General features: G+C 71.7%; 24 protein-coding genes. 16 read left to right on the top strand and 8 right to left on the bottom strand.

Going from position 1 to position 24188, the window contains the following annotated elements; all coding sequences use genetic code 11:
* Positions 1-437: 437 nt before the first annotated feature.
* A complete protein-coding gene (locus RLT57_RS23210; protein WP_311299213.1) occupies positions 438-1637 on the bottom strand; it encodes an MFS transporter in 1200 nt (399 codons plus the stop codon).
* A gap of 310 nt (positions 1638-1947) precedes the next feature.
* On the opposite strand from RLT57_RS23210, the gene RLT57_RS23205 reads away from it, so the two are divergent.
* Entirely contained in the window at positions 1948-2811 is an 864-nt protein-coding gene (locus RLT57_RS23205) for an ArsR/SmtB family transcription factor (RefSeq protein ID WP_311299212.1), read from the top strand.
* 29 nt (positions 2812-2840) lie between these two features.
* Here RLT57_RS23205 and RLT57_RS23200 read toward each other — a convergent pair whose 3' ends face one another.
* Together RLT57_RS23200 and RLT57_RS23195 are read right to left on the bottom strand one after the other, a co-directional pair.
* Complete coding sequence (locus tag RLT57_RS23200) at positions 2841-3134, bottom strand: MTH1187 family thiamine-binding protein (protein ID WP_311299211.1); 294 nt, start codon at positions 3132-3134, stop codon at positions 2841-2843.
* Positions 3131-3517 (bottom strand): DUF3817 domain-containing protein, encoded by a 387-nt coding sequence (locus RLT57_RS23195; protein WP_311299210.1) that lies wholly within the window; start codon positions 3515-3517, stop codon positions 3131-3133. Before RLT57_RS23195 ends, RLT57_RS23200 begins: the two co-directional genes overlap by 4 nt.
* 242 nt (positions 3518-3759) lie before the next feature.
* Here RLT57_RS23195 and RLT57_RS23190 point away from each other — a divergent pair, with 242 nt between their 5' ends.
* The 5 genes from RLT57_RS23190 (at position 3760) to RLT57_RS23170 (ending at position 7261) form a co-directional block, all read left to right on the top strand.
* Positions 3760-4599, top strand: a complete 840-nt coding sequence (locus RLT57_RS23190) for a DUF2127 domain-containing protein (RefSeq protein WP_311299209.1) — start codon at positions 3760-3762, stop codon at positions 4597-4599.
* A 3-nt stretch (positions 4600-4602) separates the two neighbouring features.
* A complete protein-coding gene (locus RLT57_RS23185; RefSeq protein WP_311299208.1) occupies positions 4603-5241 on the top strand; it encodes an AIM24 family protein in 639 nt (212 codons plus the stop codon).
* A 4-nt stretch (positions 5242-5245) separates the two neighbouring features.
* A complete protein-coding gene (locus RLT57_RS23180; RefSeq protein ID WP_311299207.1) occupies positions 5246-5896 on the top strand; it encodes an AIM24 family protein in 651 nt (216 codons plus the stop codon).
* Positions 5897-5928: 32 nt separating this feature from the next.
* The gene (locus tag RLT57_RS23175) at positions 5929-6654 is read left to right on the top strand and encodes an AIM24 family protein (protein ID WP_311300818.1); all 726 of its coding nucleotides are present in this window, start codon (positions 5929-5931) and stop codon (positions 6652-6654) included.
* 121 nt (positions 6655-6775) lie between these two features.
* Positions 6776-7261: a MarR family winged helix-turn-helix transcriptional regulator gene (locus RLT57_RS23170; RefSeq protein ID WP_311299206.1), complete on the top strand. Its 486-nt coding sequence runs from the start codon at positions 6776-6778 to the stop codon at positions 7259-7261.
* A 93-nt stretch (positions 7262-7354) separates the two neighbouring features.
* On the opposite strand, the gene meaB is transcribed toward RLT57_RS23170, so the two are convergent.
* Both meaB and RLT57_RS23160 read right to left on the bottom strand, forming a co-directional pair.
* Positions 7355-8311 (bottom strand): methylmalonyl Co-A mutase-associated GTPase MeaB, encoded by a 957-nt coding sequence (gene meaB, locus RLT57_RS23165; protein WP_311299205.1) that lies wholly within the window; start codon positions 8309-8311, stop codon positions 7355-7357.
* 113 nt (positions 8312-8424) lie between these two features.
* Positions 8425-9618 (bottom strand): acetyl-CoA C-acetyltransferase, encoded by a 1194-nt coding sequence (locus RLT57_RS23160; protein WP_311299204.1) that lies wholly within the window; start codon positions 9616-9618, stop codon positions 8425-8427.
* Between the two features lie 154 nt (positions 9619-9772).
* Between RLT57_RS23160 and mce the strand changes: the two genes are divergently transcribed.
* The 7 genes from mce to RLT57_RS23125 all read left to right on the top strand — a co-directional run bounded on the left by mce (position 9773) and on the right by RLT57_RS23125 (position 19218).
* Positions 9773-10216, top strand: a complete 444-nt coding sequence (mce, locus tag RLT57_RS23155) for a methylmalonyl-CoA epimerase (protein ID WP_311299203.1) — start codon at positions 9773-9775, stop codon at positions 10214-10216.
* Positions 10217-10314: 98 nt separating this feature from the next.
* Positions 10315-13872, top strand: a complete 3558-nt coding sequence (scy, locus tag RLT57_RS23150; protein ID WP_311299202.1) for a polarized growth protein Scy — start codon at positions 10315-10317, stop codon at positions 13870-13872.
* 102 nt (positions 13873-13974) lie between these two features.
* Positions 13975-14913: a cellulose-binding protein gene (locus RLT57_RS23145; protein WP_311299201.1), complete on the top strand. Its 939-nt coding sequence runs from the start codon at positions 13975-13977 to the stop codon at positions 14911-14913.
* Between the two features lie 157 nt (positions 14914-15070).
* On the top strand, positions 15071-16147 hold the full coding sequence (locus RLT57_RS23140) for an ABC transporter ATP-binding protein (protein ID WP_311299200.1): 1077 nt from the start codon (positions 15071-15073) through the stop codon (positions 16145-16147).
* A gap of 1 nt (position 16148) precedes the next feature.
* Positions 16149-16922, top strand: a complete 774-nt coding sequence (locus RLT57_RS23135) for an ABC transporter permease (RefSeq protein WP_311299199.1) — start codon at positions 16149-16151, stop codon at positions 16920-16922.
* Between the two features lie 173 nt (positions 16923-17095).
* On the top strand, positions 17096-18337 hold the full coding sequence (locus RLT57_RS23130) for an ABC transporter ATP-binding protein (RefSeq protein ID WP_311299198.1): 1242 nt from the start codon (positions 17096-17098) through the stop codon (positions 18335-18337).
* Positions 18334-19218, top strand: a complete 885-nt coding sequence (locus RLT57_RS23125) for an ABC transporter permease subunit (RefSeq protein WP_311299197.1) — start codon at positions 18334-18336, stop codon at positions 19216-19218. The genes RLT57_RS23130 and RLT57_RS23125 overlap by 4 nt, the downstream gene beginning before the upstream one ends.
* A 135-nt stretch (positions 19219-19353) precedes the next feature.
* Here the strand turns inward: RLT57_RS23125 and RLT57_RS23120 are convergent, their stop codons facing one another.
* Positions 19354-19692 (bottom strand): ATP/GTP-binding protein, encoded by a 339-nt coding sequence (locus tag RLT57_RS23120; RefSeq protein ID WP_311299196.1) that lies wholly within the window; start codon positions 19690-19692, stop codon positions 19354-19356.
* A gap of 227 nt (positions 19693-19919) precedes the next feature.
* Between RLT57_RS23120 and RLT57_RS23115 the strand changes: the two genes are divergently transcribed.
* Positions 19920-20942: an LLM class flavin-dependent oxidoreductase gene (locus RLT57_RS23115; protein ID WP_311299195.1), complete on the top strand. Its 1023-nt coding sequence runs from the start codon at positions 19920-19922 to the stop codon at positions 20940-20942.
* A gap of 132 nt (positions 20943-21074) precedes the next feature.
* Here the strand turns inward: RLT57_RS23115 and RLT57_RS23110 are convergent, their stop codons facing one another.
* Complete coding sequence (locus RLT57_RS23110; RefSeq protein WP_311299194.1) at positions 21075-21467, bottom strand: SCO5389 family protein; 393 nt, start codon at positions 21465-21467, stop codon at positions 21075-21077.
* A 473-nt stretch (positions 21468-21940) separates the two neighbouring features.
* Here RLT57_RS23110 and nucS point away from each other — a divergent pair, with 473 nt between their 5' ends.
* Both nucS and RLT57_RS23100 read left to right on the top strand, forming a co-directional pair.
* On the top strand, positions 21941-22717 hold the full coding sequence (gene nucS, locus RLT57_RS23105) for an endonuclease NucS (RefSeq protein WP_311299193.1): 777 nt from the start codon (positions 21941-21943) through the stop codon (positions 22715-22717).
* A 61-nt stretch (positions 22718-22778) separates the two neighbouring features.
* A complete protein-coding gene (locus tag RLT57_RS23100; protein ID WP_311299192.1) occupies positions 22779-23300 on the top strand; it encodes a DUF5956 family protein in 522 nt (173 codons plus the stop codon).
* Position 23301: 1 nt separating this feature from the next.
* Here the strand turns inward: RLT57_RS23100 and RLT57_RS23095 are convergent, their stop codons facing one another.
* Entirely contained in the window at positions 23302-24123 is an 822-nt protein-coding gene (locus RLT57_RS23095; protein WP_311299191.1) for a hypothetical protein, read from the bottom strand.
* Between the last annotated feature and the right edge of the window lie 65 nt (positions 24124-24188).

Here is a 24188-nt window from a genome sequence, read left to right as displayed (position 1 = left end):
ACCCGGTCCGAACGTTCGCCCATATATATCAAGGAGAAAGAGGCCATGGCCCTGACCACCGATCAGCGCAGGGTCCGGCGGTGCATCGCCGACGACATCAGCGGTAGCGCGGACCTCGCGAAGCCTCCGGAGTCTTCGCGGAATCTGCGGGCGGTTCCTGTCGAGGCCCGCCCCGTCTTCGCTCGACGCTCTGCCCTCTGCTCGCCGAGCTCGTCACAAGCACCCACGCGAACAGGGATGAACAGCGGCTGGTGTTCGGAGGGCCGGAGTCGGTTGGAGGACGGTGAGAGACCGGTCAGAACCGCTCCTGGCCGTGGCAGTCCCCGGATTTCACGCCTCGTGGACCCTCATCACCGCTCACGGCCTAACGCACGGCTGTCGGCAGGGAACCCAGCCGAGCAACCCGCTCTGAGCAGAGCATCGCTTCAGAGGCCGCCTCAGACCACGCCTCGGGCAGCGCGGACCGCTCCGATACGGCGGGTGTGGCGGACCGACTTGAGGACCGGGAGGAGGGAGAGGGTGCCGAGAGCGCCCGCGCCCGCGATGACGCCGTAGGGCGGGACCCATTCGGCGATCGCACCGCCGACGGTCATACCGATGCCCTGGAGCGTCATGATGCCCGCCGCGAGCAGGGACATGGCCCGGCCGCGCATGTCCTCGGGCACGTCCAGTACGAACCACTTGTCGATACCCAAGGAGTACGCCATGCACAGCCCGGTACAGAGCAGCAGCGCGATGGCGAAGGGCAGCGTCGGATGCACCACGAAGCAGACGAAGGGGACCATGGAAACGGCGGCCAGGGGGATGGCGACGCGTTCCCGGCCGGACGGGCCGAGCAGGGTGCCGGCGGTGAGTTCGCCGATGACGGTTCCGGCGGGCATGGCCGCGAGCAGCACCCCGAAACCCGCGGTGCCGGCGCCGGCCGCGTCGGCGAAGGGGGCGGCGACGCCCTCGGCGACGACGCAGAACATCGGCGGGAGCCACCACATGAGCAGAAGCGCCCGGATGCGGGGGCTGCCGAAGAGCCGTCCCGCCGAGGCGATCGAGTCGCGCATCATCGCACCGCCGCCGCTGACACGGGCCGGGTGGACGCGGGTGCCGAAGCGGAGGAGCAGCGCGGAGCTGATGAAGGTGCCGATGGTCACGCACAGCGCGGTGCGCGGCGACAGCCACACCAGTACCAGTCCGCCGACGCCGTATCCGATGATCTGCGAGCTCTGGGAGACGATCCGGACGAGCGAGCGCCCGAGCACGAACAGGTCCCCCTGCAGGATGTCCGCCAGGCTCGCGGCGCGGGCGCCGGTGAAGAGAGGGGTGACCATGGAGACCGACGTGCGCAGTACGAAGAGCACCGCGAGTGGGGTGGCGGGGACCGCCATGACGGCGACGCAGCCCGCGCAGATGAGATCGCAGGCGACCAGCACTCGGCGGGTGGGGAGGCGGTCGGCGATACCGGACAGCAGGATGCCGCTGAGCGCATACGGCAGGAAGCCGAGCGCGAAGATCAGGGCGGTCAGCAGGGCGGAGCCGGTCTCGCGGAAGACCAGGACGGCGAGTGAAACTTCAGCGAAAACGCTGCCGAGAACGGACAGGACATGGGCGGCGAAGATGGGACGGAATTCCCTGACCGCGAACACTGCGCCGTACCTGCTGGGTGTGTCTTCCGTGCTCCCGGGGGTGGTGGGAGCCTCCTCTGAGTCGCCCGCCGAAGTGGAGTTTCCACCGCGAGGGGAGTGCTCGCTGTCCGTTGTCATGACATCACACTGGTGGCAGTGGCCCCACCCGTCGTAGTCTTTCGTGCATAGCCGAATCCTGGGGGTCGTGATGTCGTTTCGTATGCGTTTTGCGGCAGAGGACCTTTTGCGTTGCCGGTTCGCCATCTCGCCGTTGCGCGAAACCCAAGGAGCGATCCGTACCCTCTCCCGGCCGGATCGACACGGATATCACTTGCCGTGGTTGCGCCAGGTGCGGGCCGCGGCGGCCGGTCTGGACCTCGCCCCGTTGCGGCTGCTGTCACCGGACAACGGCTATGGTCCGGACTTCCTGCACCCGCTGTCGGAAGCGCCGCTGACCACGCTGGAGGACGAGTTGGCGGCGATACGCTCCACGCCCCCTGAGACGGCCCGCGCGCAGATCGAGGCAGCACTGGCCCAGACACCGGGGGCTGACCGGACGCGGCGCGGCAAGGGGATGTTGGCGGATCCGGGCGGCGCGGTCGAGCAGTTGGCCGAGTTGTACGAGCAGGTGTGGTCGACGCTGCTCCTGCCCCACTGGCCGCGGCTGCGGGCTGTACTGGAGGCCGACGTGGCATACCACGCACGGCGGTTGGCGGACGGCGGTATGCAGCGGCTGTTCACCGGGCTGCACCCCAAGCTGAGTTGGTTCGACGGGGCGCTGACCGCCACCGGGCACTCGCCGCAGCTGCCGGAGCCGGCCGGGCAGGGGCTGGTGCTGGTGCCCAGCGTGTTCTTCTGGCCGGAGGCGGGGAGCGCGTTCGATCCGCCGTGGCAGCCGACCGTGGTCTACCCGGCCCGCGGCATCGGGGGCCTGTGGGCCGAGACCGGCCCGACGGCGTCCATCGCGCTGATCCGGCTGCTGGGCGCTAATCGGGCGGCGATACTCACCGGCCTGGACGCACCGACCACCACGACCGCGCTGGCCCACCGGCACGCGCTCGCGATGTCCTCGATCTCCGCCCACCTGGTGGTGCTGCGGGACGCGGGTCTGCTGGCGTCGCGGCGGTACGGACACCAGGTGTTGTACGAGCGGACGCCGCTGGGAATAGCGATTGCGACCGGCGGACTGCTGTAGCCGAGCCGGTCAGACCGGGTAGGGCCGGATCAGGGGGCGAGATAGCGCTCGACGGTCTCCACCTTGGAGGTGAGGCCGTCTGTGACGCCGGGGCGGATGTCGGCCTTGAGGACCAGGGAGACCCGGGGGGCACGGGCTTCGACGGCGGCGACGGCGCGTTTGACCACATCCATCACCTCGTCCCACTCGCCCTCGATGGAGGTGAACATCGCGTCGGTGCGGTTGGGCAGGCCGGACTCGCGAACTACGCGCACCGCGTCGGCGACATACTCGCCGACGTCTTCGCCGAGGCCGAGCGGGCTTACCGAGAAGGCGACGATCATGCGGCACTCACCGCGTCCGTGTCCGTCGCCGGCGTCGGCACCGGCGTCGGCATCGGCCGCGCCGCCTCGCGAGCGGCGAGCACCGCAGCCTCGCACTCGCGGGCCAGCATCCGCTCGGCGAAGAACCCGCCCGTCGGCAGTACCGACAGCAGACCGTAGACGAAGGCGCGGCCGAACGACCAGCGGGCTCGGAGCCAAGCGAGGGCCCACAGGACGACGTACAGGATGAACAGCACTGCGTGCACCCTGCCCATGACAGGGACAGCGTTGAAGTCCGTGGTGCGCTTCAGCACCGAGCAGACGAGCAGCAGCAGGAACGACACCGCCTCAGGGGCGGAGATCAGGCGCAGCCGACGCAGAGCGGCGGCGGTCTTCAGTTCCACGGGAACCTCACGATCGGGGGCCAACGGGGGGGCATCGAGCGGGTCCCGGCGACCACATCTTGTGAACGTGATCACAAGGCCCACTCCATTATCACCGGCGGGCGGAGTGGAACCGCCTCGGGGGTCGGCAACCGTCCGGCGACCCGATAACGTCCCTCCTCGCAGACGGCGGACGGCAGACAGACGGCAGACAGCAGACGCAGAGCAAGCACGGACAGACACAGACGGGGACCGAACACACGATGAGCATCGACTGGGACCGGCGCCATTGCGCCCGCAAGGGGCACATCACCTATGCGCCCGACGAGGCCGCGCTGCGCGGCAAGCTGCACGCGGCCACCGCGGTCGGCACGGTATGGCGTTGTCTGCGCTGCGGCGACTTCGTGCTCGGCGAGCCGCATGGCAGCGGGCCGGCCGACCAAGCGCCGCTGGTGCCGCGCGGGCAGGCACTGCGCGACCTGCTCATTCTGCGCTTCCTCGCCGTCGAGCGGGTGTTGCGCGGGCTGCTGATCGTACTGGCGGCCTGGGCGGTGTGGAGGTTCAGCAACTCGCAGGACGCGGTGCACCGGCTCTTCGAGGACGACCTGACCGTCTTCAAGCCGGTTGCCGACCACTTCAACTACGACCTGGACCACTCGCCGGTCGTCGACTCCATCCAGAAGGTGTTCGACTACAAGAAGTCCACGCTCCAGCTGGCGGCCGGCGGTCTGCTGATATATGCGCTGGTCGAGATCATCGAAGGCTTCGGTCTGTGGTGGGCCAAGCGCTGGGCCGAGTACCTGACGGTGGTGGCCACCGCCGCGTTCCTGCCGATCGAGGTCTACGAGCTCACCGAGAAGATCAGCTGGTTCAAGATCGGCACCCTGGCGCTGAACGTCCTCGCCGTCCTCTACATCCTGCTCGGCAAGCGGCTGTTCGGGCTGCGCGGCGGTCACGCGGCGTTCGAGGCGCAGCGGCGCGGGGCGTCGCTGCTGGAGGTCGAGGTGTCCGCGGGGCAGGTTCCGGAGGCGGAAGCGGAGCAGCGGGCGAAAGAGCCGCTCCCGGTTCGCCGCCGCTCGCCCGCCGATGCCGATACCGTCTGAGGCATGGCGATTTTCCGGCTGCACGGCACACGGGTGCTCGCCGTCGACCTCATCGGTGACGCCGTCAAGGCGAAGAACGGCGCGATGGTCGCCTACGACGGCGAGATGACGTTCAAGAAGATGACGGGCGGTGGCGAGGGTCTGCGCGGGCTCGTCACCCGGCGCATCACCGGCGAGGCGATGGCGGTAATGGAGGTCAAGGGGCACGGCACCTGCTACTTCGCCGACCGTGCCACCGAGATCAACCTCGTACGGCTGAGCGGCGAGAAGCTGTACGTGGAGGCGAGCAATCTGCTGGCGACCGAGCCCTCGCTGCGGACCGGCACCACCTTCACCGGGCTGCGCGGCGCATCTCAGGGCAACGGTCTGTTCACCACCACCGTGGAGGGCGACGGGCAGGCCGCGATCATGTCCGACGGGCCGGCGATCGTGCTGCGGGTGTCTGCGGCGTATCCGCTGACCGTCGACCCGGGCGCGTACGTCGCCCACACCGGTCGGCTGCGCCAGCAGCTCCAGTCGTCGGTCGGCTGGCGCACCCTGGTGGGAGAGGGGTCCGGCGAGAGCTTCCAGATCCGTTTCGAGGGTGAGGGCCTGGTGTACGTACAGCCGAGCGAACGCACCACGATCGGGGGGCAGCTCTAAGACGATGCCGTTCACCAGGATCAACTCCAAGATGGTGGAAGCGCCGATCACCCCCGGGCAGCGGGTGTTCAGCCAGCGGGGCGCGATGCTGGCCTATCGGGGGACGGTCTCGTTCACCCCCAGCATCACCGGAGGGCAGGGCGGGGCGATGGCGATGATCGGACGCCGACTGGCCAACGAGGCGACGCCGCTGATGACGGTCGAGGGCGACGGTTCGGTGATGTTCGGCCACGGCGGCCACCACATCCACACCGTCGACCTGATGGGCGAGACGCTGTATGTGGAGGCGGACCGGCTGCTGGCCTTCGACGGATCGCTGCGCCAGGGGACGATGTTCATGGGTTCGCAGGGCGGGGTGATGGGTGTGATACGGGGTCAGGTCAGCGGCCAGGGCCTGTTCACCACCACGTTGCAGGGCAAAGGATCGGTGGCGGTGATGGCCCACGGCGGGGTGGTCGAGCTGCAGATCACTCCGCAGCGGCCGGTGCACGTGGACCCGCAGGCGTACGTCGCCCACCGGGGAGAGGTGCGCAACAGGCTGACCACGGCGCTGGGCTGGCGCGAGATGGTCGGGCGGGGCTCGGGTGAGGGGTTCCAGCTGGAGCTGTCCGGGCAGGGCACCGTGTACGTACAGGCGTCGGAGGAGAAGCTGTGAGCCCGTACCCGCCTCCGCCGCCGACGCCGCCGCTGCAACCGCCCGGCGGTAGCGGTGGTGGACCGGTCGTCCACGATCCCCGGTCGCTGCCGTCGGACGACAATGTCAACCCGTACGCGTTCAGTGTCGAGTTGAACGGCCAGTGGTTCCTGCAGAAGGGGAAGATGATCGCCTACTACGGGCAGATCGACTTCCACGGCATCGGCCACGGCGCGCTGGACAGCCTGATCGCCACCAGTTTCCACTCCCCGATGCACGCCGCCGACTGGGTCGTCGCCCAGGGCCGGGGCAAGATGCTGCTCGCCGACCGGTCGTACGACATCAACTCCTACGATCTGGACGACGGCAATCTCACCATCCGTTCCGGCAATTTGCTCGCCTATCAGCCGGGGCTGGCCCTCAAGCAGTCGATCATTCCCGGGTTTCTGACGCTGATCGGCACCGGCAAGTTCGTGGCCGCGTCGAATGGGGCGGTGCACTTCGTGGAGCCGCCGATCCGGGTGGACCCGCAGGCGCTGGTCGGCTGGGCGGACTGCCCGTCGCCCTGCCATCACTACGACCACGCCTATCTGCGCGGGGTGCTCGGTGGAATTCGGCAGCTCACCGGCCTGGGCGGAGCGTCCGGCGAGGAGCACCAGTTCGAGTTCACCGGGGCGGGGCAGGTGCTGCTCCAGTCGACCGAGGTGTTGATGGCGGCGCGGGAGACCGGCGGGGTGCCGCTCTCGGCGGGACCGGGAGTGCCGGGCGCCGGGCTTTAGGGCGCGGGACTGCGGGACGCAAGCGCGCGGCGGGTGTTGCCGGGGGCAAGAGGGCACCCGCCGTGATCGTCCGACTACCCTGGCGATTGTCAGGGTTTCAACCGCCGGTAGAATTCCTCATATGAAGACCGAAACCCCGGACAGCGCCACCATCAGCTGGCTCAGTGCGGACGAACAGCAGGCCTGGCGCATTCACCTCGACGTCAGCCGGTTGCTCATGTATCAGCTGGAGCGCGATCTTCAGCCCTTCGGGTTGACCAACAACGACTACGAGATCCTGGTCAATCTCTCGGAGGCGGAGGACCACCGGCTCCGGATGAGCGACCTGGCGAAGTCGACCCTCCAGTCCAAGAGCCGACTCTCGCACCAGATCACCCGGATGGAGGCGGCCGGCCTGGTCCGCCGGGAGAACTGCGAGTCCGACCGCCGCGGCCTCTTCGCGGTCCTCACCGAGCAGGGCTGGTCCACCATGCGCGAGGTGGCCCCTCGGCACGTCGCCTCCGTCCGCGCCCACTTCATCGACCTCATCACCCCCGAGGACCTGGCCGCGTACCACCGGGCCCTCCTGCCCGTGGCGACCCACCTGCGCGCCGAACGCGCCCACTGAACCGCCGGGCCCACTGGGCCCATGCGGCCCGCCGCCCCGGCTCCCCCGCCCTCGCCCCGGCCCCGGAACCCCGCCGGGACCGCTGTCGGACCGCTACGCCCCGGTGAGCCCCGCGATCAGACCGTCCGCCGCCGCGTACGGGTCGAGCGTCCCCTCGGTGACGCGGGCGGCCAGGTCGGCCAGGCGGGTGTCCCCGCGCAGATCGGCCAGGCGCGCACGCAGCGCGGTGATCGCGATGGTCTCGATCTCCCGGGCGGCCCGGTTGCGGCGCCGCTCGTCGAGTACGCCTCGCTCGTCCATCCACGCGCGGTGCTTCTCCAGGGCTTCGAGGACCTCGTCGATGCCTTCGGCGCGGGCGGCGACGGTTTTGACGATGGGCGGGCGCCAGTCGGCGGGGCCGCGGGACTCGCCGAGGCCGAGCATGTGGTGGAGCTCGCGGGCGGTGGCGTCGGCGCCGTCGCGGTCGGCCTTGTTGACGACGTAGACGTCGCCGATCTCAAGGATGCCTGCCTTGGCGGCCTGGATGCCGTCGCCCATGCCGGGTGCGAGCAGTACGACACAGGTGTCGGCCTGGGCGGCGATCTCGACCTCCGACTGGCCGACACCGACCGTCTCCACCAGGATCACCTCGCAGCCGGCCGCGTCCAGCACGCGGATGGCCTGGGGGGCGGCCCAGGCCAAGCCGCCGAGGTGGCCGCGGGTGGCCATGGAACGGATGTAGACGCCGGGGTCGGAGGCGTGCTCGGACATCCGGACCCGGTCGCCCAGCAGCGCCCCGCCGGAGAACGGGGAGGAGGGGTCGACGGCCAGCACCCCGACCCGCTTGCCCGCCTTGCGGTACGCGCTGACCAGTGCCGAGGTGGAGGTGGACTTGCCGACACCGGGCGGGCCGGTCAGGCCCACCACGTACGCGCCGCCCGCGAGCGGGGCCAGCACCGCCATGACCTCACGCAGTCGCGGGGACGCGCCCTCCACCAGCGAGATCAGCCGGGCCACGGCGCGCGGCCGGCCCTCCCGCGCCTGCTCGACCAGGGTGGCCACATCCACCATGCGTACTCCCGTTCACTGTCGACGTACCGGACCTGAGAGAGATCCTGAGCGAAACCCGGGCCCCGGGCCCCGCACCGGCACCGGCACCGGCACCGGCACCGGCAGCAAAGCGCTCAGGGCACCCGGACGATCAGCGCGTCGCCCTGCCCGCCGCCCCCGCACAGTGCCGCCGCCCCGGTCCCGCCGCCCCGCCGCTTCAGCTCCAGCGCGAGGTGCAGCACCAGCCGTGCGCCGGACATGCCGATCGGGTGCCCGAGCGCGATGGCACCGCCGTGCACGTTCACCCTTTCAGGTGTCACCCCGAGATCCTTCATGGACTGTACGGCGACCGCCGCGAACGCCTCGTTGATCTCGATCAGGTCCAGGTCGCCGACCGTCAGTCCGGCCTTGCCCAGCGCGTGGTTGATCGCGTTGGACGGCTGGGACTGGAGCGAGTTGTCCGGTCCGGCCACGTTGCCGTGGGCGCCGATCTCGGCGAGCCACTCCAGGCCCAGCCGCTCCGCCTTGTCCCTGCTCATCACGACCACCGCCGCGGCGCCGTCGGAGATCTGCGAGGAGGTGCCCGCGGTGATGGTGCCGTCCTTGGTGAACGCCGGCCGCAGCCTGGCCAGCGACTGCGCGGTCGTCTCCGGCCGGATGCCCTCGTCCTGGCTGAAGACCACCGGCTCGCCCTTGCGCTGCGGGATCTCCACCGGGGTGATCTCCGCGTCGAACAGCCCGTTCTTCTGCGCGGCGGCGGCCCGCTGGTGCGACAGCGCGCCGAACTCGTCCTGCGGGGCGCGCTCGATGCCGAGCCGGGTGTTGTGGAGTTCGGTGGACTCCCCCATCGCGACGTTGTCGAAGGCGTCGGTCAGGCCGTCGTGCGCCATCGCGTCGAGCATCTCGATCGCGCCGTACTTGTAGCCCTCGCGGGACTTGGGCAGCAGGTGCGGGGCGTTGGTCATCGACTCCTGGCCGCCGGCCACCACCACGTCGAACTCGCCGGCCCGGATCAGCTGGTCGGCGAGCGCGATGGCGTCCAGTCCGGACAGGCACACCTTGTTCACGGTCAGTGCCGGCACACTCATCGGGATGCCGGCCCTGACCGCCGCCTGGCGGGCCGGGATCTGGCCGGCGCCGGCCTGCAGCACCTGGCCCATGATCACGTACTGCACCTGGTCGCCGCGCACGCCCGCCCGCTCCAGCGCGGCCTTGATCGCGAACCCGCCGAGCTCGGCCCCGGAGAAGGAACGCAGACTGCCCAGCAGCCGGCCCATCGGAGTTCGGGCACCTGCGACGATCACGGAGGTACGTGCCTGGCTGCTCATGGTGCGGCCCCTTCGACTGAAGAGTCGGGTTAACGATGGTTACCTCAATGTACTGAGCGGTAGTCCCGCGGTCACCGGGCGGACCATGTGACGGCCCGCACGTTGCGTGACCATGAGGTTGCGTGACCATGAGGGCGTGCGGTGCACTGGGCGCATGCTGACGCGCATCGACCACATCGGGATCGCCTGCTTCGACCTCGACACGACCGTAGAGTTCTACCGTGCCACGTACGGCTTCGAGGTGTGCCACAGCGAGGTCAACGAGGAGCAGGGGGTGCGCGAGGCGATGCTCAGGATCAACGGGACCTCCGACGGCGGCGCCTCCTATCTCCAGCTGCTGGAGCCCACCCGGGAGGACTCCGCGGTCGGCAGGTGGCTGGCCAAGAACGGCGAGGGCGTGCACCACGTCGCGTTCGGCACCGCCGACGTCGACACCGATTCCGAGGCCATCAGGGACAAGGGCGTACGAGTGCTGTACGACGCCCCGCGGCGCGGTTCGATGGAGTCGCGGATCACCTTCCTGCACCCCAAGGACTGCCACGGGGTGCTGACCGAGATCGTCACCTCGCAGAAGGACCGCAGCCGTCTGGACCACTGACCCAACCCCCGCGCTGCCCGGTAGAGTGACCGGCGGAAGTACCGAGAATCTCACCCGGTTGGCGGGTGAGGACGCCAGGAGACCGATGGGACCGCGGAGTGCGGGGCAACGACAGCTACCGGGCTGACGACCACCTCTCCCTGCTCGAAGCAGAGATGGAACGGCTGCGGACCGAGCGGGGCAAGGCCGTCGACCACGCCGACGACCTCGGATACCAGGTCGAGGTGCTGCGCGCCAAGCTGCACGAGGCGCGACGCAATCTCGCGTCCCGCCCTGCGTACGACAACCTCGGCCACCAGGCCGACCAGCTGCTCCGCAACGCCCAGATCCAGGCCGACCAGCTGCGCGCCGACGCCGAGCGCGAGCTGCGCGACGCCCGTGCCCAGACCCAGCGGCTGCTCCAGGAGCAGGCCGAGCACCAGGCCCGTTTCGAGGCCGAGTGGCACGCCGAGGCCATCGCCCGCCGCCGTCAGCTCGACGAGGAGCTGGCCGAGCGCCGGGCCACCGTCGAGACGCACGTCAACGAGAACGTGGCCTGGGCCGAGCAGCTGCGGGCCCGCAGCGAGTCGCAGGCCCGTCGGCTGCTGGACGAGACCCGCGCCGAGTCCGAGGCCGCGCTGGCCGCCGCGCACGCCGAGGCGAACCGGATCGCCGAGCAGACCGGCCAGCGGCTGGCCGCGGACGCCGAGGCGGCCCGCACCGAGGCCGAGCAGCTGCTGCGCCGGGCCCGTACGGACGCCGAGCGGCTGCTGACCGCCGCGTCCGCGCAGGCCCAGGAGGCCACCGCCGAGGCCGAGCAGCTGCGCACCACCACCCGCAGCGAGTCCGACGAGGCCAGGACCCGGGCGATCGAGCTGTCCCGGCTGGCCGAGGAGCGGCTGCGGGAGGCGGACGAGGCACTGCGGACGTCCCGCGCGGAGGCCGAGCGGCTGCGCGAGGAGGCCGCCGCGGGCGCCGCCAAGCGGCTGGCGGCCGCCGAGTCGGAGAACGAGCAGCGGACCCGTACCGCCAGGGCCGAGATCGCCCGGATGGTCAACGAGGCCACCCGGGAGGTCGAGGCGGCCAAGGCGGAGGCCGAGCAGACCGTCGCGGACGCCCGTGCCCGGGCCGAGCGGATCACGGTGGAGGCCACCGAGGCGGCCCGCGCGGCGGCCTCGGAGGACGCGGCGGCGCAGCTCGCGCAAGCCGCCAGGTCCGCCGAGGAGATCCTTACCAAGGCGTCCGAGGACGCCCGCTCCACCACGAAGTCCGCCGCCGACGAGGCCGAGCGGATCCGCGGCGAGGCCGAGGCGGAGGGCCAGCGGCTGCGGGCCGAGGCCGAGGCGTCCGCCCAGGAGCTGCGGGGCGCCGCCAAGGACGACACCGAGGAGTACCGGGCCAGGACCGTAGAGCTCCAGGAGGAGGCCCGGCGGCTGCGCGGGGAGGCCGAGCAGCTGCGGGCCGACGCGGTCGCCGAGGGCGAGCGGATCCGCGGCGAGGCCCGCCGTGAGGCGGTGCAGCAGATCGAGGAGGCCGCCAGCAGGGCCGAGGAGCTGCTGGCCAAGGCCAAGGCGGACGGCGAGGAGGTACGGCAGAGCGCCGCCGCCGAGGCGGACCGGATGCGTACCGAGTCCGTGGAGCGCGCCTCCGCGCTGAACGGCAAGGCCGAGGAGGCGCTGCGGGCCGCCCGCGCCGAGGCCGAGGAGCTGCGGACCGAGGCGGAGCGGCAGGCCGCCGCGGTACGGGACGAGGCCGATCGGGCCGCCCAGGAGCAGCGGGCCGAGGCGGACGCCTCGGTGGCCCGCATGCGCGCCGAGGCCGAGTCCGATCTGGTCCGGCTGCGCGAGGAGGCCGAGGCGCGGGTCGCCTCGGCCGAGCAGGGCCTGCGGGAGGCCAACGCCGAGGCGGACCGGGTCCGCGGCGAGGCCGAGCAGGAGGCCGAGCGGCTGCGGACGGAGACCGCGGAGCGGGTCCGCGCCCTGCGGGAACAGGCCGAGACCGAGGCGGTGCGGCTGCGGGACGAAGCCGCCGCCGACGCGGCGCAGACCCGCGCCGAGGGCGAGAACATCGCGGTACGGCTCCAGGCGGAGGCCACCGCGGACGCCGAGCGGCTGCGGACCGAGGCGCAGGAGACCGCGGACCGGGTGCGCGCCGACGCCGCCACCGCCGCCGAGCGGATCGGGCTGGAGGCCGACGAGGCGCTGGTCGCCGCCCAGGAGGAGGCGAACCGGCGCCGCCGGGAGGCCGAGGAGCTGCTGGGCGCGGCCCGCGCCGACGCCGAGCAGGAGCGGGCGCGGGCCGGCCGGGAGAGCGAGGAGCTGCTGGCCGCCGCCCGCCGCCGGGTCGAGGAGGCCGCCGCCGAGGCGGACCGGCTGGTCGCCGAGGCCGAGCAGCGCGCCGCCGAGCTGGTCAGTGCCGCCGAGCAGACCGCCCACCAGGTACGGGACTCCGTCGCGCACCTGCGCCAGGAGGCCGAGCAGGAGATCGCCGGGCTGCGGTCGGCCGCCGAGCACGCGGCGCAGCAGCTGCGCGCCGACGCGCAGGGCGAGGCGGACCGGATGCACGCCGACGCCAACTCCGAGCGGGACCGGGCCGCCGAGGACGCGGCGCGGGTCCGCCGGGAGAGCAGGGAAGAGGCCGAGGCGGCCCGCGCGCTGGCGGACCATCAGGTCAACGAGGCGATCGAGGAGTCCGACCGGCTGCGCGCCGAGGCGCGCGACGACGCCAACCGGATGCGTACCGACGCCGCCGGGCAGGCCGATCAGCTGATCGGCAAGGCCCGCGAGGAGGCCGAGCGGCTCGGTATCCTGGCCAGGGAGGCGCTGGACACCGCGGAACGCGACGCGGAGCACGCCCGCAACGAGTCGCAGCGCATCCTGGACCAGGCCCGGGAGGCGGCCAACAAGCGCCGCAGCGAGGCCGCCGAGCAGGCCGACGAGCTGATCGGCAAGGCGCAGGCCGAGGCGCGCAAGACCGCCGCCGTCGCCGAGGAGCGGTCGGACTCGATGGTGGGCGCGGCCCGCGCCGAGGCCGACCGGCTGGTCAACGAGGCCACCCTGGAGGCCAACGGGCTGGTCGAGCGGGCCAGGACCGACGCCGATACGATGCTGCGCGAAGCCCGCCAGGACCAGACCGCCATAAGGGAACGCACCGAAGAGCTGCGGACCCGGGTCGAGGCCGAGGTCGACGAGTTGCACGAGCGGGCCCGCAAGGAGGCCGCGGAGGCGATGAAGTCGGTGGGCGAGCGGGTGGACAAACTGGTCGCGGCCGCCACCGAGCAGCTCGCCGAGGCGGAGGCGAAGGCCGCCGAGATCAAGTCCACGGCCACGTCGGAGGCGAGCAAGGTACGGATCGCCGCCGTCAAGAAGGTCGAGAGCCTGCTCAAGGAGGCCGACCAGAAGAAGGCCGAAGCCGAGCGCGAGGCGGAACGGGTCAAGAGGGAGGCCCGTGCCGAGGCCGAACGCATGGTCGGCGAAGGCAGAAGAGAACTGGAGATCCTGGTGCGCCGCAGACAGGACATCAACGCGGAGATCTCCCGTGTCCAGGACGTGCTGGAGGCGTTGGAGTCGTTCGACGCATCGGGCAGCGAGGTTCCCAAGAGCACCGTTGCCGCAGGTGCCGGCGCCGGAACCACCCGAACGAGCGGCAAGCGCATCGATGATGCTCCACTCGATTGAGCGGACCTTTTTCATACCTGATGCGCAATGGCTCGGTGACACGCCGCCTGGGCCCCTAGGATTCCCTCTATCACCTCACCGGTCTGAATCGACAGGAACCCCATGAGCGACACTTCCTCCCCCTTCGGCTTCGAGCTCGTGCGGCGCGGATACGACCGCGGACAGGTGGACGACCGCATCACCAAGCTCGTCGCCGACCGTGACAGCGCCCTCACCCGCATCACCGCGCTGGAGAAGCGCATCGAGGAGCTGCACCTCGAAACCCAGAACGCCCAGGCTCAGGTGAACGACTCGGAGCCGTCGTACGCGGGCCTCGGCGCGCGTGTGGAGAAGATCCTCCGCCTCGCCGAGGAGGAGGCGAAGGATCTGCGCGAGGAGGCCCGCCGCGCCGCCGAGCAGCACCGTGAGCTGGCCGAGTCGGCCGCCTCGCAGGTGCGCAACGACGCGGAGGCGTTCGCCAACGACCGCAAGGCGAAGGCCGAGGACGAGGGCGCCCGGATCGTCGACAAGGCGAAGGGCGACGCCACCCAGCTGCGCGCGGACGCGCAGAAGGACGCGCAGGCCAAGCGGGAGGAGGCCGACGCGCTCTTCGAGGAGACCCGCGCCAAGGCCGCCCAGGCCGCCGCGGACTTCGAGACCAACCTGGCCAAGCGCCGCGAGCAGTCCGAGCGCGACCTGGCGTCGCGTCAGGCCAAGGCGGAGAAGCGCCTGGCGGAGATCGAGCACCGCGCCGAGCAGCTCCGTCTGGAGGCCGAGAAGCTGCGTACCGACGCCGAGCGCCGCGCCCGGCAGACCGTGGAGACCGCGCAGCGCCAGTCCGAGGACATCGTGGCCGACGCCAACGCCAAGGCCGACCGGATCCGCAGCGAGTCCGAGCGCGAGCTGGCGGCGCTCACCAACCGCCGCGACAGCATCAACGCGCAGCTGACCAACGTCCGCGAGATGCTGGCGACGCTGACCGGTGCCGCGGTGGCGGCGGCCAGCTCTCCCGTCGACGACGAGCCGATCTCCCGCGGCGTTCCGGCGCAGCAGTCCCGCTGACGCGTCGGACGAGGCCGCCCCGCTACGGGTCCGGCAGGTGCTGAGGCGGGCCGCGACGCCCGTCGGCACCGGCTGTTGGCCCGCAGTTCCCGGAACCCCCGCCCCGCCTTCCACTGTCGGGATCGGGGGTTCCGCCGTGTCTTGCTAGCCTCGCCCCATGATTGAGTTGCAGGGGCTCACCAAGCGGTACGGGGACAAGACCGCAGTCGACCATCTGACCTTCACCGTGCGCCCCGGCGTGGTGACCGGCTTCCTCGGGCCCAACGGCGCGGGCAAGTCCACGACGATGCGTATGCTGCTCGGCCTGGACACCCCGTCCAGCGGCGACGTGCGCATCGACGGCAAGCACTACGCGCAGCTCAGCGAGCCGCTGAAGTACATCGGCGCGCTGCTGGACGCGAAGGCGATCCACGGCGGGCGCACCGCGTACAACCACCTGCTGTGCCTCGCCCAGTCCAACCGCGTTCCGCGGCGCCGGGTGGACGAGGTGCTGGAGACGGTGGGCCTGACGGCGGTGGCCGGGAAGCGCTCCAAGGGGTTCTCGCTGGGCATGGGGCAGCGGCTCGGCATCGCGGCGGCGCTGCTGGGCGACCCCGAGATCCTGATGTTCGACGAACCGGTCAACGGCCTGGACCCCGAGGGCATCCACTGGATCCGCAACCTGATGAAGGGGCTGGCCGAGCAGGGCCGTACGGTCTTCGTCTCCAGCCACCTGATGAGCGAGATGGCTCTCACCGCCGACCACCTCATCGTGATCGGCCGCGGCCGGCTGATGGCGGACACCTCGATGGCGGACTTCATCGCGCAGAACTCCCGTTCCTACGTACGGATCCGCACGCCGCAGGTGGAGCGGTTCAAGGACGTGATGCACGGGGCCGGGCACCCGGTGGTCGAGACCGGCGACGGTTCGCTGGAGATCCAGGACGGCGACGCGGCCGAGCTCGGTGAGCTGGCCGCCCAGCACCAGCTGGTGCTGCACGAACTCAGCCCACAGCGGGCTTCGTTGGAGGAAGCGTTTATGCAGTTGACCGCGGAGTCGGTTGAGTACCACGCCGGAGGGTCGTTGGGGTCGGGGCCGTCGGGGGTGGGGGCGGTCCCGGCGGGGCAGCCGCCGGCGCAGGCCGGCGGGCCCGGTCAACCGGGTCAGCCCGGCCAGCCCGGTCAGCCGCAGGCGCCCGCGGCGCCGCAGTGGGGCGCCGGCTGGCGCAACCCCGGTTCCGGAAAGAGGCGTTGAGATGGCAGCGCCCTCGGCCGTCCTCCAGTCGGAGTGGACGAAGATCCGGTCGGTCCGGTCCACCGTGTGGACGCTGGCCCTGGCCTTCCTGGTCACCGTCGCGCTCGGCGCGGTGATCTGCCTGGTGTTCAACAACACCTTCGACAGCCTGTCCGAGTCCGACAGGCTGACCTTCGACCCGACCAACACCAGCTTCTTCGGCATGACGCTGGGGCAGTTGGCACTGATCGTGTTCGGTGTGCTGGTGATCTCCAGCGAGTACAGCACCGGCATGATCCGCACCTCGCTGGCCGCGGTGCCGCAGCGCGGCGAGTTCTACCTGTCGAAGGTCACGGTGGCCGGCGTGCTGGCGCTGGTGGTCGGGGAGGCCACCAGTTTCATCACGTTCTTCCTCGGCCAGGCGCTGCTCGGCTCGCACCGGGCGGAGATCTCCGACCCCGGCGTGCTGCGCGCGGTGTTCGGCGCCGGGCTCTACATGACGCTGATCGTGCTGTTCTGCGTGGGCGCGGCGGCCGTCCTGCGCAGCCCGATGCTGGGCCTGGGCGTGCTGATGCCGTTCTTCTTCCTGGTCTCGCCGATCCTGTCGGCGGTGCCCAAGGTGAAGACGGTGGCCCGCTACTTCCCCGACCAGGCCGGACAGAAGATCATGCAGGTCGTCCCGTCCGACGGCGAACACACCTCGTACGGTCCCTGGGGCGGCATCCTCATCATGGCGGTGTGGGTGGTCGCGGCGCTGCTCGGCGGCTACGCGGTGCTGAAGAAGCGGGACGCCTGATCGGCGGCCGCGACGCGTGAGGGCCCCGTACCGGGCCGGCGGCCGGCGGCCCGCACCGGGCCGTCGAAGGCCCCATCAGCGGTCCTGTCGGCGGGCGGGGGGAACCGAACCCCGCCCGCTACGCTTCCTCCTCCACGGGGGCACGCGCTCCCGTGGCACACGAGGGGCGGAGCATGATCCAGGCAGTGGGCCTGACCAAGCAGTACGGCACGAAGACCGCCGTGTTCGACCTGTCGTTCCAGGTGCGGCCCGGCACCGTCACCGGCTTCCTCGGTCCCAACGGGTCGGGGAAGTCCACCACGATGCGGATGATCCTGGGTCTGGACGCCCCGACGTCCGGGGAGGTGACGATCGGCGGGCTGCCGTACCGGAAGCTGCCCAACGCGCCGCGCCGGGTGGGGGCGCTGCTCGACGCCAAGGCGGTGCACGGCGGGCGCAGCGCCCGGCACCACCTGCTGAGCCTGGCGCAGCTGTCCGGCATCCCGGCCCGCCGGGTGGACGAGGTGCTGGGGGTCGTGGGCCTGCAGGGGGTGGCGGGCCACCGTTCCAAGGGGTTCTCGCTGGGCATGGGGCAGCGGCTCGGCATCGCGGGCGCGCTGCTCGGCGACCCCGAGGTGCTGCTCTTCGACGAGCCGGTCAACGGCCTGGACCCCGAGGGCATCCACTGGGTGCGCAACCTGATGCGGGGGCTGGCCGCCGAGGGCCGCACGGTCTTCGTCTCCAGCCACCTGATGAGCGAGATGGCGCTCACCGCCGACCACCTGATCGTGATCGGGCGGGGGCAGCTGCTCGCCGACATGAGCGTCAAGGACTTCATCGCCCGGCACTCGACGGGATACGCGCTGGTGCGCACCCCGGACGGGGGCGAGCAGGTGGAGACGCTGAGCAAGGCGCTGACCGCGGCGGGCGGCACCGTACAGCCGCAGCAGGACGGGGCGTTGCGGGTCGACGGGCTCGCGCTGCCGACGATCAGCGACATCGCGCACGAGCGGGACGTCCGGCTGTGGGAGCTCTCCCCGCACCAGGCGTCGTTGGAGGAGGCGTACATGCGGCTGACCGGCGGCGCGGTGGACTACCGCTCCACGCAGGACCCCCGCCAGGGCCTCCGGCAGGCACCGCGGCAGGAGGCCGGGGCCTGGGGCCGACCGCCGCAGCCGGGGGCGCCGGGGGCGCCGCAACCGCGGTACGGGGCGCCGCAGGGGTACGGACCGCCGCGCGTACCGGTGGCGCCGACCGGGCCGATACCCGTACCGGCACCGGCCGCACTGCCCGCACCCGCACCGGCCGAACTCGCCGCGCCCGCTGCACCGGCCGCGCCCACAGCGCCCACGGCGCCCACGGCGCCCACGGTCCCGGTGGCACCGCCCGCGCCCGCCCAGGACTCCGCCGACACCGACCACCAGGACATCCGATGACGAGCCCGCAGACGTACCCGTACCCGCAGGCTCGGCAGTTCGCCTCGCAGCTCCCGGTCGAGCGGACCCGGCTCTCGCACGCGCTGCGCTCGGAGTGGACCAAGATTTGGTCGGTGCGCTCCACGATGTGGACGCTGGGCGTGATGTTGGTCCTGGTGATCGGCATCAACCTGCTGATCGTCGTGCCGATCGCGAACAGCAGCGACACCTCGGTGCCGGTCCTGGCGCCGGGCCTGTTCGGTCTGCTGCTGGGCCAGCTCGCGGTCATCACCCTCGGCGTACTGGTGATCAGCTCCGAATACGGCACCGGCATGATCCGCACCACCTTCACCTCGTGCCCGCAGCGCTCCCGGGTGCTGGCGGCCAAGGCGATCGTCTTCTTCGCCGTGTCCTTCGTCACCACGACCGTCGCCTGCCTGGTCACCGCGGTGGTGAGCTGGAGCGTGACGTCCGGCAAGGATGTGCTGTCCTACGACGGCGACAGCACGCAGCCGGGCGTGGTGATCAGGGACGGGGTGACCACCGCCAGCGGCTCCGAGTGGCTCGGCGCGACGGTCGGCGTCGGCCTGTACGTGGCGCTGCTCGGCCTGCTCGCGCTCGCCGTCGGTACCCTGCTGCGGCACTCGGCCGGCGCGGTCACCACCATGCTGGGCGTGGTGCTGCTGCCGCTGCTGGTGGCGATCTTCCTGCCGGACAGCCTGGACTCGCTGCGCGAGAACCTGATCAGGTTCTCCTCGCCCAACTCCCTGGCCTCCCTCTACCGCATCCCGATGATCGGCAGCGACGACCAGACCGGCCTGCTCCAGCTGATCGTGCTGGCCTGCGTCACGGCGGCGACACTGGGCGCGGCGTTCGTGACGGTCAACGTACGGGACGTCTGAGCGGGCGCCCCCGGCCCGGGACATCGCTCCCTACGGGATCAGCGGGCGGCCGGCAGTCGGCCGGCAGGGGATCAGCGGGCGACCAGCCGGCCGGACACGGGCTGGGCACCGGCGCGGCGGCGGTTCCGCACCGGCTCAGTACCGGGGCGCGTTGCGGGACCGCCGCACCTTGCTGGTGCGGCGGTCCTTCGCGTTCCAGCAGGCACGGTGCCAGTGCCGCCGGTCGTCCACTCCCCCGTACTCGCGCCAGGCCACCACATGGCCGACGCCCGGTGGGATCTCCTGGTCGCAGCCGGGGCAGCGGTAGTGCTTGGCCGAGGCGCTGCCGGCGATCGGCCGGACGATCCACTCCTCGCCCTGCCACTCCTCGGTGCCGCCGTAGCCGAAGCCCGACTCGCGCTCCGAGTCGTCCGGGCCGCCCCGGCCGGCGTCGGAGCGGCCGGCGCCCTGGGGGTGGTTTCGACGCGGTGACATGGGCGCACCTCGCGCTCTTCTGGGCGGCACGGACTCGCCGTCCAGGGTACGGGCCCACGCCCCGCCGGCTGAACAGCACGACACCGACAGATATCCGGTACGACATCAGAAAGTCATCAGAACGGCAGCCGACGGGCGTGCCTTAGGCACGTGCCAGGCGTTAGACGGACCAGAGCCGTCGGCGGATCAGCGGAATCGGAGCAGGAGAGAGCAGGAGGGAGTGAGCGATGCGGGTGGGGACATTCGTTCTCGCGGCCCAGTTCCCGGGGCAGAGCGCGGCCGAGGCGCTGCGCCGGTCGATACGCACGGCGGAGGTGGTGGAGAGCGCCGGCCTGGACGCGGTGTGGCTGGCCGAACACCACTTCGTGCCGTACGGCGTCTGCCCGTCGGCGGTCACCCTCGCGGGTGTACTGCTGGGCCGCACGTCCAGGATCGGGGTGGGCACCGCGGTGAGCGTGCTGTCAACCGCGCACCCGGTGGCGCTCGGCGAGCAGGCCACGCTGCTGCACCTGGTGTCCGGCGGCCGGTTCACGCTGGGCGTGGGGCGCGGCGGACCCTGGCTGGATCTGAAGGTCTTCGGCACCGGTCTCGCCGCCTTCGAGAGCGGCTTCCCCGAGTCGCTCGACCTGCTGCTGCGCTGGCTGCGCGAACCGGCGGTCGGCGCGGACGGCCCGCGGTACGCCTTCCCGCCGGTGGCGGTGGTACCGCGTCCCGACGAGCTCGGCGGCGGTCCGCCGCCGGTGGTGGTCGCCTGCACGTCGCCGGACTCCGTCCGGCTGGCCGCCGAGCGCGGGCTGCCGATGCTGCTGGGCATGCACTGCGGCGACGAGGAAAAGGCGGGCATGGTCGGGCTGTGGCGGCGCACCGCGCTGGCCGCCGGGCACTCCCCCGACGCGGTGGCCGCCGCGGACCATGTGTCGGCGGGCGTGGTCCAGATCGCCGACACCCGGCTCGACGCGGCCGAGATCCTGCGCAGGGCGATGCCCGGCTGGTTCCGGCAGGGGCTGTCGGCGCACCGCACGTACGACGGCAAGCCACGGACGATGCGCGATCCGCTCGACTACACCGATTTCCTGTGCTCGCTGCACCCGGTGGGGCCGCCACGGCTGTGCGCCGACCGGCTCGCGGCGACCGCGGCGGCCACCGGCATCACGCGCTTCGCGCTGCTGGCCGAGGGGTCCGGCGACTTCGACGCGACAATGGAGAACGTGACCCGGCTGGGCGGTGACGTACTCCCGGAACTGGCCTGATCCGGTGCGGACTGGTGGGGTGTCGGTTTCGGGAGCACGCCTGGTGATGCGGACCGCCGTTGATCGTCACTGGTCGTTCACAGCCCGGTGGGCACCGGTGTCACCGCTGGGCCGCCGCTGGCCGCGGCGGACTCAGCAGTCCCGCAGCTCCGGAGACTGGTTGAGCAGTTGGGAACGGACCGAGGTGAAGGTGCGGTAGCCCTCGTCCACCGCCGGGTCCACCGGGAACACCGCGACCCGGTGACAGTTCTGGAAGGCCAGCCGCACCCCGAAGTGGCGCTGAAGCGCGCCGCGTATCGCATCGCTCGCCAGTGCGCGCAGCAGCTGGCCCCGCTCCTTCTCGCTCGGCGGCGGGACCTGGTTGTCGGCGAACTCCCCCCCGTCGACCTTGAGCTGCACCACCAGCGAGCTGATCATCTCCCAGGCGTACGGGAGGGACGTCCGGACGCAGTCGACGAACTCCTGCTCGTCGACCTCGCCTCGCTCGGCCTTTTCGAGAAGGGCCGGTGAGACGTCGAGCGACATGGGTACTCCTCTCATGACCCCCTCTGAGGAAAGGGGTCTGGGCGTACACCCCCCATGCCTGGATGGCCATGGAGGAATGGGCTCCGGGGAGCCGGCTTCCGGCGACCGCCGCACCCTGCCCCTCGGGCCCCCAACCGTAGGCGCCCGCGCGGCGCGCGCACCAGGAGCGGACGCCCACAACCAGCCATTCTTCATCCGACGCCCGGGGTCGGCCCAAGTCGTTCGGGTCCGGCGGTCTCCGGCCGACCGGACCCGTACGTTCCGCCGGTCCGGGCCGGCCGGGCCGGTGCTGCCGGCCGTTCCCGTCAGCGCCCCCCGGCGCCCGTCGGCGTCGCTCGGCGCCCGTCGGCACCTGTCGGGTCCGTCGGACGGTGCCGGGGTCCGCCCGTGCGGCGCCGGTGGCGGATGCGGCGGGCGGGCCGGACGACGGGGAAATCGCGCGGGGGGCGCGGGGTCGAGTAGCGTTGCCGTCCATGCGCCTCGTGATCGCCCGCTGCTCCGTCGACTACGCGGGCCGGCTCTCCGCCCATCTCCCCTCAGCCACCCGGCTGTTGCTGATCAAGGCCGACGGAAGCCTGTCGGTGCACGCCGACGACCGCGCCTACAAACCGCTCAACTGGATGTCCCCGCCCTGCTCGTTCAAGGAGACCGAGGACAACCTCTGGACGGTCACCAACAAGGCCGGCGAGCAACTGATCATCACCATCGAGGAGATACTGCACGACTCCTCCCACGAACTCGGCGTCGACCCGGGACTGGTCAAGGACGGCGTGGAGGCCCACCTCCAGGAGCTCCTCGCCGACCGGATGGAGGTCCTCGGCAAGGGCTGGACCCTCGTCCGCCGCGAGTACCCCACCGCCATCGGTCCGGTGGACATCCTCTGCCGGGACGCCGCCGGCACCACCGCCGGCACCACCGCCGGCACCGTCACCATCGGGATCGAGCCCGGCGGCGGCTTCGACGGGCCGGACACCGGAAAGGCCGCCGAGAGGGCCACCGCTTCCGCCCGGCCGCGGCACTGGGCGGTGGAGATCAAGCGCCGTGCCACGATCGACGGCGTGGAGCAGCTCACGCGCTACCTGGAGTACCTGAACCGGGACTCGACGCTCGCGCCCGTCGGCGGCGTCCTCGCGGCCCAGAGCATCGCCCCGCAGGCCCGCACCCTCGCCGAGGACCGCGGCATCCGGTGCGTGGTCCTCGACTACGACGAACTGCGCGGTATCGACAAGGCGGAGGACCGGCTGTTCTGAGGCCGGAGCGTCCGCCCGGCGACGAAGGCGTCCGGCCGGACCGTACCGTAGGCTGATCCCCATGGGATGGGACGAAGCCGGACAACCACACCCCGCGGCACTGCGCAGGACCTCGCGCACCGAGCTGGAGCCGGACCGGCTGCCCGAGGTCAGAGAGCTCGCCGAATTCGGCTGGGAGCCCGCGCCGCAGGCCCCCCTGTGGGTGTTCCTGCCCTACGTGTGGCCCGAGGACGACCGTGTGTGGGTACCCGACCGGTCCACCCGGTGGGCCGTGGAGACCCGCACCGACGCCGCGGGGCGGATCACCGGTGTGCGGTGCGACCCGCTGTCCCCGGACGACCTCGCGGTGCTGGAGAGCGACGCCAACGCCGACCTGGCCGCCGTCGGAGTTCCCGCCCGCCCGGCCGGCCGGGTGTGGCTGCTCCGCCCGCCGTCCGGCTTCGACGACCTGGACGCGGTCCTCGACCACCTCTGCGAGGCCGCGGACCGGCGCGGCGTCGAACAGCGCCTGTCCGCCGCGTTCGTGGACCTGTGCGGCGAGGTGATGGCCTCGCTGACCGGGCGCGTCACCGGGAGCCGCTGACTCAAGGACGCCAGGGCACCTGGTAGTACTGGCAGCCCGTGCGAGTGTTGCACTTGCTCCAGCGGCCGGTGTGCAGCACGCCCGCCTTGAAGAGCGGCTTGTGCCCGAAGGCGACGAACTCCCCGTAGCCGTCGTCGTGGTATTTGCGGGCGTCCTTGAGCGGCTGGTCGTTGTACTCGTAGCGGGTGCTGCTGGGCCACCAGGCACGGGTGTGCGCCCGGTCGATGGTGTTGAGATGGACGGGGTTCCTGCCGCAGTACCCGTCGGCCTTGCCGGAGATGTTGATCCGGCAGTTGTTGGTCCAGGCACCGGGGTTGATCTGCGGACCGGTGTCCCAGTCGAGCAGGGTCCGCCAGCGCGGGCGCTTCCCGTCGAAACTCTGGCGGTACACGATGTCAAAGGTCCCGATGACGCCGTGGCCGTCGCCGTAGGCGGCGTTGCCCTTGACCTCCGAGGTGTACGCGTTGATCTTGCGGGCGCAGATCGAGCCGTTCTCGCACCAGGAGTCGTAGTCGTCCCGCGCTGCGGCCGTCGCCGGCGCGGCGGTGACGACGGCCGTGTCCCCTACCACGGTGTACGTACGGTCCACCGCCTGCCCTCCGCCGTCGACCGTCACCCGCAGCGTCCCACCGACACACGTCCAGCCGCCGGGACGCATCTGGTGGGCCCGGCTCACGCAGGCCGCCAGCCCGGTACCGCTGTCCACCCGGGCGTCCAGGCCATGCCAGCCGCTGGGCGCCGCCGCCGCGGCGGGCAGCACCGTAGCGGCGAGCCCGAGAACTCCGCCGATGACGCCACGCCGTACGAGCTTGCCGAGATACATAAGGGTTCCCCTTCTCCGGACGAGGCCGCAGGGCGGCAGCCCCGATCGCTCCACCGGCGCCGGCA

Origin of the sequence: Streptomyces sp. ITFR-21 (genome assembly GCF_031844685.1) — a bacterium.
In the GTDB taxonomy this organism is placed as follows: Bacteria; Actinomycetota; Actinomycetes; order Streptomycetales; family Streptomycetaceae; genus Actinacidiphila.
Note: the sequence above shows the minus strand (reverse complement) of the source record. Positions and strands in the feature narration are given on the sequence as shown.